A 6283-nucleotide genomic window follows, 5' to 3' on the forward strand; every position below is an offset into this window, starting at 1 on the left:
AGGCTTTGAGAGGGTAGCATATAGCTACTCTGATTTATTGACTGAGACAGTTAAGATAAAGGTTTTTAAAAATAAGGTAAGTTAAGAGATTAGAGATTGGGTATTATTACGCAATCTCTTTTTTTAGTAAAATTTATATAGGGTGATGAATTTTATATAGTCAGTCAAGGCCATAGGTCTATTTAAATTTTAAAGTATATCCCAAAAAGTAATATTTTATACTAGCTTTATATGATATAATAAGTAAAGCGAAATAGTGCATATTGAATACAATAATAAGTAAAATATAAAATAGTAGGCCAGGCCTATTAGGAGTGATGATATGGATAGTATTAGACTGAGGGCTATGGGTAAGGTAAACCTATCTATAGACATAAAGGGTATATTAGATGATGGCTACCATGATGTAGAAATGGTAATGCAGTCTGTAAATTTATCAGACAAGCTACTAATTAGGAAGTCTAAGGGGAATTTTTCGATGAAGTGTTCCAACTCAGATGTACCACTTGGAAAGAAAAATATAATATACAAGACTTGGATGCTTATGAAAAAGAGATATAAGATAAATAGTGGAATAGAGGTCTTTCTAGAAAAGAACATTCCTATTGCTGCTGGTATGGCAGGGGGAAGTGCTAATTCTGCGGCTGTATTTGTCGGCGTAAACAAGCTATTTGAGCTAGGTCTAAGTGATGATGACCTGATAGACCTGTCTAAGGAATTGGGGTCAGATATAGCCTTTTGTATAAAAGGGGGAACCTATTTGGCTACGGGCAGGGGGACTGACCTAAAAAAGCTTGATGACCTTGATCTTGACCTAGAGGTCTTAGTATGTAGGCCAAATATTTTTGTATCTACTAAGAAGGTCTACAAGAAATTTGATACTATGTATGAAAGAAAGATAGAAATAGATAGGCCTGACAATGTGAGTTTGATCAAGGCAATTAAGGATAAAAATATGGACCTTCTGGTATCCAGTATGTGTAATGTACTTGAACCAGTGACAAGAGAGTGGTGTTCAGATATAGGAAATATAGAGAAAATAATGCTTGAAGAGGGCGCTGACAAGTCCATGATGAGTGGAAGTGGACCTACAGTCTTTGGCTTTTTTAAGGACAAAAAAAAGGCCAGAAAGTGTGCAAATATCCTGAGAAAGCAGTATTTACAGACCCACTTAACATCTATGTCCAAAAAGGGGGTAGAGATATATGGGAATAAATAAGTTAAACTTGGATGATTACAAGCCTCTAAGAGAGGTTGTTTTTGAAAATATGAGAAAGGCTATTATAGAGGGTGTCCTAAAGCCAGGAGAAAGACTCATGGAGATCCAGTTATCAGAACAGTTGGGTGTGAGCAGGACCCCTATAAGAGAGGCTATAAGAATGTTGGAGCTAGAAGGCCTGGTTGTTATGCTCCCAAGAAAGGGGGCCTATGTAGCCAACATAAGCAAGAAGGACCTTATGGATATTCTAGAGGTAAGAGTTGGTTTAGAGGGTCTGGCAGCCTATTGTGCTACAGACAGGATGACAGAGGACCATATAAGGATGCTAGAAATCATATCAAAGGAACTTGAAGAGGCTGTCTATAAGAATGATGTAGAGACTATGCTGGCCAAGGATGAGGAATTTCACACCCTTATATTTGAAGCAACCGGCAACAAGAGGCTCATGAACATGATGATCAACATATGGGAGACAGTCTATAGGTTCAGGCTCATGTATATGTCTGATTATAGCTCGGCCGTAAACATAGTGGATGAGCACAAGAAGATAATAGAAGCTTTTAAGAAAGGAAGAGCTCATCTTGCAGAAAAGCTAGCCAAGGAGCACATAGAGTTGGCACAGCAGTTTATGATAGAAAAGCTAATGCAAGATGACAGGGTGTAGTTTATGGATAATAGGGCGATAGGAGTGTTTGACTCTGGTCTAGGAGGTCTTACAGTCCTGAAGGAAATAAATAAATACTTGCCAAATGAGGATATTATATACTTTGGTGATACAGCTAGGGTTCCTTATGGGTCTAGGTCTAAGGAGACTATAATAAAGTATACCTTCCAGGCCATAAACTTTTTGGCAGAACAAAATGTAAAAGCTATTGTAATTGCATGTAATACTGCCTCTGCAAGGGCCTTACTAGAAGCAAGGGAAGAATATGATATACCAATTATGGGTGTTATAGAGCCGGGGGCAAGAACTGCCGTATATTCTACTAGAAACAAGGTTGTAGGAGTAATAGGGACAGCTGCAACAGTGAACTCCAAGGCCTACAACAAGGCTATAAAGTCAAAAGATAGTAGTATCAGGGTTATAGGTAAGGCTTGTCCTATATTTGTACCCCTAGTTGAAGAGGGCTGGTCAAATAAGGAAATATCGGCTACAGCAGCCCATATGTACCTAGATTCTTTGGTGGAAAAGGGTATAGACTCTCTAGTGTTAGGATGTACCCATTATCCAATCCTAAAGAGGACTATAGGAGAGGTTGTAGGCAAGGATGTGAAGTTGATAAATCCAGCCAAGGAAACAGCCCTAGACTTAAAGGATGTCCTAGAGAAGAGGGATATGATGAATGATTCAGACCAGAAGGGTACTTGTAAGTACTTCGTATCCGACATAAATGAACAATTCTCAAAGGTAGCATCCGAATTTTTAAAGAAGAAGATAAAGAATGAGAACTTAGAGAAGGTAGAAATACACAGGTACTAGCGGATGGAATGAGGTGAAAATATGAAGGTAAAACTCAAGATAAAGACATCCCAATATTTAGACGGAAGTGATTTTCAGACTATAGAATCCTATTACAAGGGTGAGCAAATAGAAAAGAATGGTAATATTTACATAACCTTTTCGGAGTTTGATACATCCAAGGAGAGGTCTAGCACCATAAAGATATCTGATGAGGAGGTTTTACTACTCAAGTCAGGAGACATCACTAGTAGGATGAAGTTCAGGGAGGATAGGGACTTTAGGTCGAAGTACAGGACCCCATACGGTGTATTTGATATGGACCTACATACCTACAAGATATCAAAAAGGATATCAGACAAGGAGCTTAAGTTAAATTTGGACTATAAGATATCTATAAAGGGTCTTATGGATGCTAACAATAGATTGGAAATGAAGGTAGTTCCGGAGGTGTAGTATGGTATATGATAGGATGAAACAAACTGTACTAGACCACCAGCTGATAGAAGATGGTGATGGCATAGTGGTAGGCCTGTCCGGTGGACCGGACTCGGTCTGTCTATTGCATACCCTATACAGGTTGTCCAAGGAAAAAAAATTAAAAATCTATGCAGTCCACCTAAATCATATGATCAGGGGGCTAGATGCTTTTTTAGACTCTCTTTATGTGATGAAGCTATGTCAGAGTCTGTATATTCCTTGCTTTATAAGGACCATTGATGTACCCAAGTACTGTCAGGAAAATAAGCTTGGTCTAGAGGATGGGGCAAGACGATTGAGATACCAAGTATTTTCTGAGGTGAGAGACAGGCTTGGTACCAATAAGATAGCCATTGGTCACAACAAGAATGACCAGGCGGAAACTATACTTATGAGAATAATGAGGGGAACAGGCCTTCAAGGTTTGAGGGGTATAGAATACAAGAGAAAAGATGGGGTTATAAGGCCCATACTTGATATTGATAGGGAGTCTATAGAAACCTATTGTATGGAACACAAGCTCTTACCTAGAATAGACTCTAGCAACCTAGAACCAATATACTCAAGGAACAAGATAAGGCTAAAGATCCTGCCTTATATGAAATCCGAATTCAACGACAATATTGTAGATAGTATAGTCAGGATGGGTGACAGCCTAAGAGTTGATAGTGACTATATAAATTTTCAGGTAGATAAGATTGCTGAATATGCAGTCAAGACCTACAAGGATGGGTCCTATATTTTTGTCGATTACATAAAGGATGCCCACCCGGCAATTAAGACCAGGATAGTAATTAGGGCTATTAGGAATCTACTTGGAAATGTGACCTCCATAGAAAAAAAGCATATAGACGAAGTTCTAGACCTGATGCCAGGAGAGAAGCGTTACAAGAAGATAGACCTACCAAGAGGCCTGCATGCCTATAGGTTTGCTGACTATATACTTATGAGTCAGAAGGAGATAAAAGTAGAGGATGTCGAATACGACTACAAGATAAACCCTGGCACAGACCAGTATATAGAAGAAATTGACAAGACTCTGAAGACTAGGTTGATAAGCCAGAATGATTTTGATAGGAGCAACTTTAAGAGTGGTAAACAATACCTTGACTTTGACAAAATAAAGGGTCATATAAGATTGAGAAATCGTCGTCAAGGTGATAAAATAAAATTATTAGGTGGAACTAAAAAGGTTAAAGACCTATTCATAGGCCTGAAGGTACCTAGAGAGGAAAGGTCTTTCGTGCCTTTTGTAGTAAATAATGATACAGTTGTGTCCATTTATGGGTATAGGATAAATGTAGACTACAAGGTAGATGATGATACAAAGAGGATATTAGAGATATCAATCGACTAAGAAGTTGGTTGTAGAGGAGGTAAGATTTGAAGAGAGCATTAAGAGGGGCAGGCCTGTACCTAGTACTCTTGCTGGTTATATTCTTTGGTGTTAGATACAGTGCAAACCAGACAGTAGATGTCAAGACTATGGAATTTTCCAAGGTATATAAGGAGCTAAAAGCAGGTAATGTAAAAAGCCTACATATAATTGATGATACTGGTATAGAAGGAACCCTGAAAAATTCAAAGGTAAAGTTCAAGTCCTATATACCAAGTGAGGTTAGGGGTGAAAACCTATCTAAGGACCTATTAAATGGCGTTCAGAAGAATAACCTGGTTCTTGAAGGGGAGTCCAAGCCGAAGACTCCTTGGATTGTAGAGATGATACCAACAATACTATTGTTGATATTTATGGCAGTAGCCTTTTTCGTACTAATGAACCAGAGTCAAGGTGGCGGTGGGGGAAGAATGATGAACTTCTCCAAGTCTAAGGCTAAGCTTCACAAGGGTGATGAAAAGGTAAATGTAGTATTTGACGATGTAGCAGGACTAAATGAAGAAAAGGATGAATTGCAGGAAGTTGTAGACTTTTTGAAGAATCCAAAGAAATATATGGACCTAGGAGCCAGAATACCTAAGGGAATCCTAATGGTAGGACCTCCAGGAACAGGTAAGACCTACCTGTCAAAGGCAGTTGCTGGCGAAGCTGGAGTGCCGTTTTTCAGTATCAGTGGTTCAGACTTCGTTGAGATGTTTGTAGGAGTAGGTGCATCAAGAGTAAGAGACCTATTTGAACAGGCCAAGAAGGAGTCCCCAGCCATTGTGTTTATTGACGAAATAGATGCAGTTGGTAGAAAGAGAGGGGCAGGTCTAGGTGGAGGCCATGACGAAAGAGAACAGACTCTAAACCAGCTACTAGTGGAGATGGATGGCTTTGGTATAAACCAGGGTATAATTATTATGGCAGCTACAAATAGGCCAGACATACTGGACCCTGCATTACTTAGACCAGGTAGGTTTGATAGACAGGTAGTAGTTGGTAGACCAGATGTTAAGGGTAGAGAGGCTATCTTTAAGGTTCACTCTAGAAAGAAGCCTTTAGCAGATGATGTAGACCTAGCTGTTTTAGCTAAATTTACAGCAGGCTTCACACCAGCTGATATAGAAAATGTAATGAATGAAGCAGCTATTTTAACTGCTAGAAAAAGAGAAAATAAGATTTCCATGGAGACCATAGAAGAGGCCATCACTAAGACAGTTGTAGGTGTTGCCAAGAAGTCAAGGATAATTACTGAAAAGGAAAGAAACCTAACAGCCTACCACGAGGCAGGCCATGCTGTTTGTGCTCATGTTCTAAACTTGATGGACCCAGTCCACCAGGTTACTATCATACCTAGGGGTATGGCAGGTGGCTTTACTATGCAGCTACCTACTGAGGACAAGTACTATGCCACAAAGGGAGAAATGCTACAGGAATTGATAGTACTATTGGGTGGTAGGGTCTCAGAGGAGATCAACCTAGATGATATATCAACGGGAGCATCAAATGACCTGGAGAGGGTAACTAGCCTGGCTAGGAGCATGGTAACTAAGTACGGTATGAGTAGCAAATTAGGTCCTTTGACATTTGATTCAAGTGATGAGGTCTTCTTAGGAAATAGCATAGGTCACTCAAGACAGTATTCTGAAGAGGTTGCATCTGAAATAGATGTGGAAGTAAGAAAGATTGTTGTGGATGCCTATGAAAAGACTAGGGAGATACTGAAGTCAAACCAGGATAGGCTAGA

At 39.5% G+C, this 6283-nt stretch carries 6 protein-coding genes; all 6 read left to right on the forward strand.

The features are described 5' to 3' along the window. Positions 1-322: 322 nt before the first annotated feature. Positions 323-1219, forward strand: a complete 897-nt coding sequence (gene ispE / locus ACW6OJ_RS07045) for a 4-(cytidine 5'-diphospho)-2-C-methyl-D-erythritol kinase (protein ID WP_455104870.1) — start codon at positions 323-325, stop codon at positions 1217-1219. Beyond that, positions 1206-1883: a GntR family transcriptional regulator gene (locus ACW6OJ_RS07050; RefSeq protein ID WP_314516107.1), complete on the forward strand. Its 678-nt coding sequence runs from the start codon at positions 1206-1208 to the stop codon at positions 1881-1883. The genes ispE and ACW6OJ_RS07050 overlap by 14 nt, the downstream gene beginning before the upstream one ends. A gap of 3 nt (positions 1884-1886) precedes the next feature. After that, positions 1887-2699 carry a glutamate racemase gene (gene murI / locus ACW6OJ_RS07055; RefSeq protein WP_293430055.1) on the forward strand — a complete coding sequence of 271 codons (813 nt, stop codon included), beginning with the start codon at positions 1887-1889 and terminating at the stop codon, positions 2697-2699. Positions 2700-2720: 21 nt separating this feature from the next. Then, positions 2721-3134 carry a DUF1934 domain-containing protein gene (locus tag ACW6OJ_RS07060; RefSeq protein WP_456096138.1) on the forward strand — a complete coding sequence of 138 codons (414 nt, stop codon included), beginning with the start codon at positions 2721-2723 and terminating at the stop codon, positions 3132-3134. Position 3135: 1 nt separating this feature from the next. Further along, the gene (gene tilS / locus ACW6OJ_RS07065; protein WP_456096139.1) at positions 3136-4515 is read left to right on the forward strand and encodes a tRNA lysidine(34) synthetase TilS; all 1380 of its coding nucleotides are present in this window, start codon (positions 3136-3138) and stop codon (positions 4513-4515) included. A gap of 26 nt (positions 4516-4541) precedes the next feature. Then, positions 4542-6283, forward strand: a 1742-nt coding sequence (gene ftsH, locus ACW6OJ_RS07070; RefSeq protein ID WP_456096140.1) for an ATP-dependent zinc metalloprotease FtsH, incomplete at its 3' end; no start/stop codon positions are given.

It is taken from the genome of Peptostreptococcus sp. (assembly GCF_977045075.1).

Bases quoted from the DNA above. Each gene is read 5' to 3' on its own strand.
- ACW6OJ_RS07060 (WP_456096138.1), top strand. From the start codon at position 2,721: ATGAAGGTAAAACTCAAGATAAAGACATCCCAATATTTAGACGGAAGT.
- ACW6OJ_RS07050 (WP_314516107.1), top strand. From the start codon at position 1,206: ATGGGAATAAATAAGTTAAACTTGGATGATTACAAGCCTCTAAGAGAG.
- murI (WP_293430055.1), top strand. From the start codon at position 1,887: ATGGATAATAGGGCGATAGGAGTGTTTGACTCTGGTCTAGGAGGTCTT.
- ispE (WP_455104870.1), top strand. From the start codon at position 323: ATGGATAGTATTAGACTGAGGGCTATGGGTAAGGTAAACCTATCTATA.
- tilS (WP_456096139.1), top strand. From the start codon at position 3,136: ATGGTATATGATAGGATGAAACAAACTGTACTAGACCACCAGCTGATA.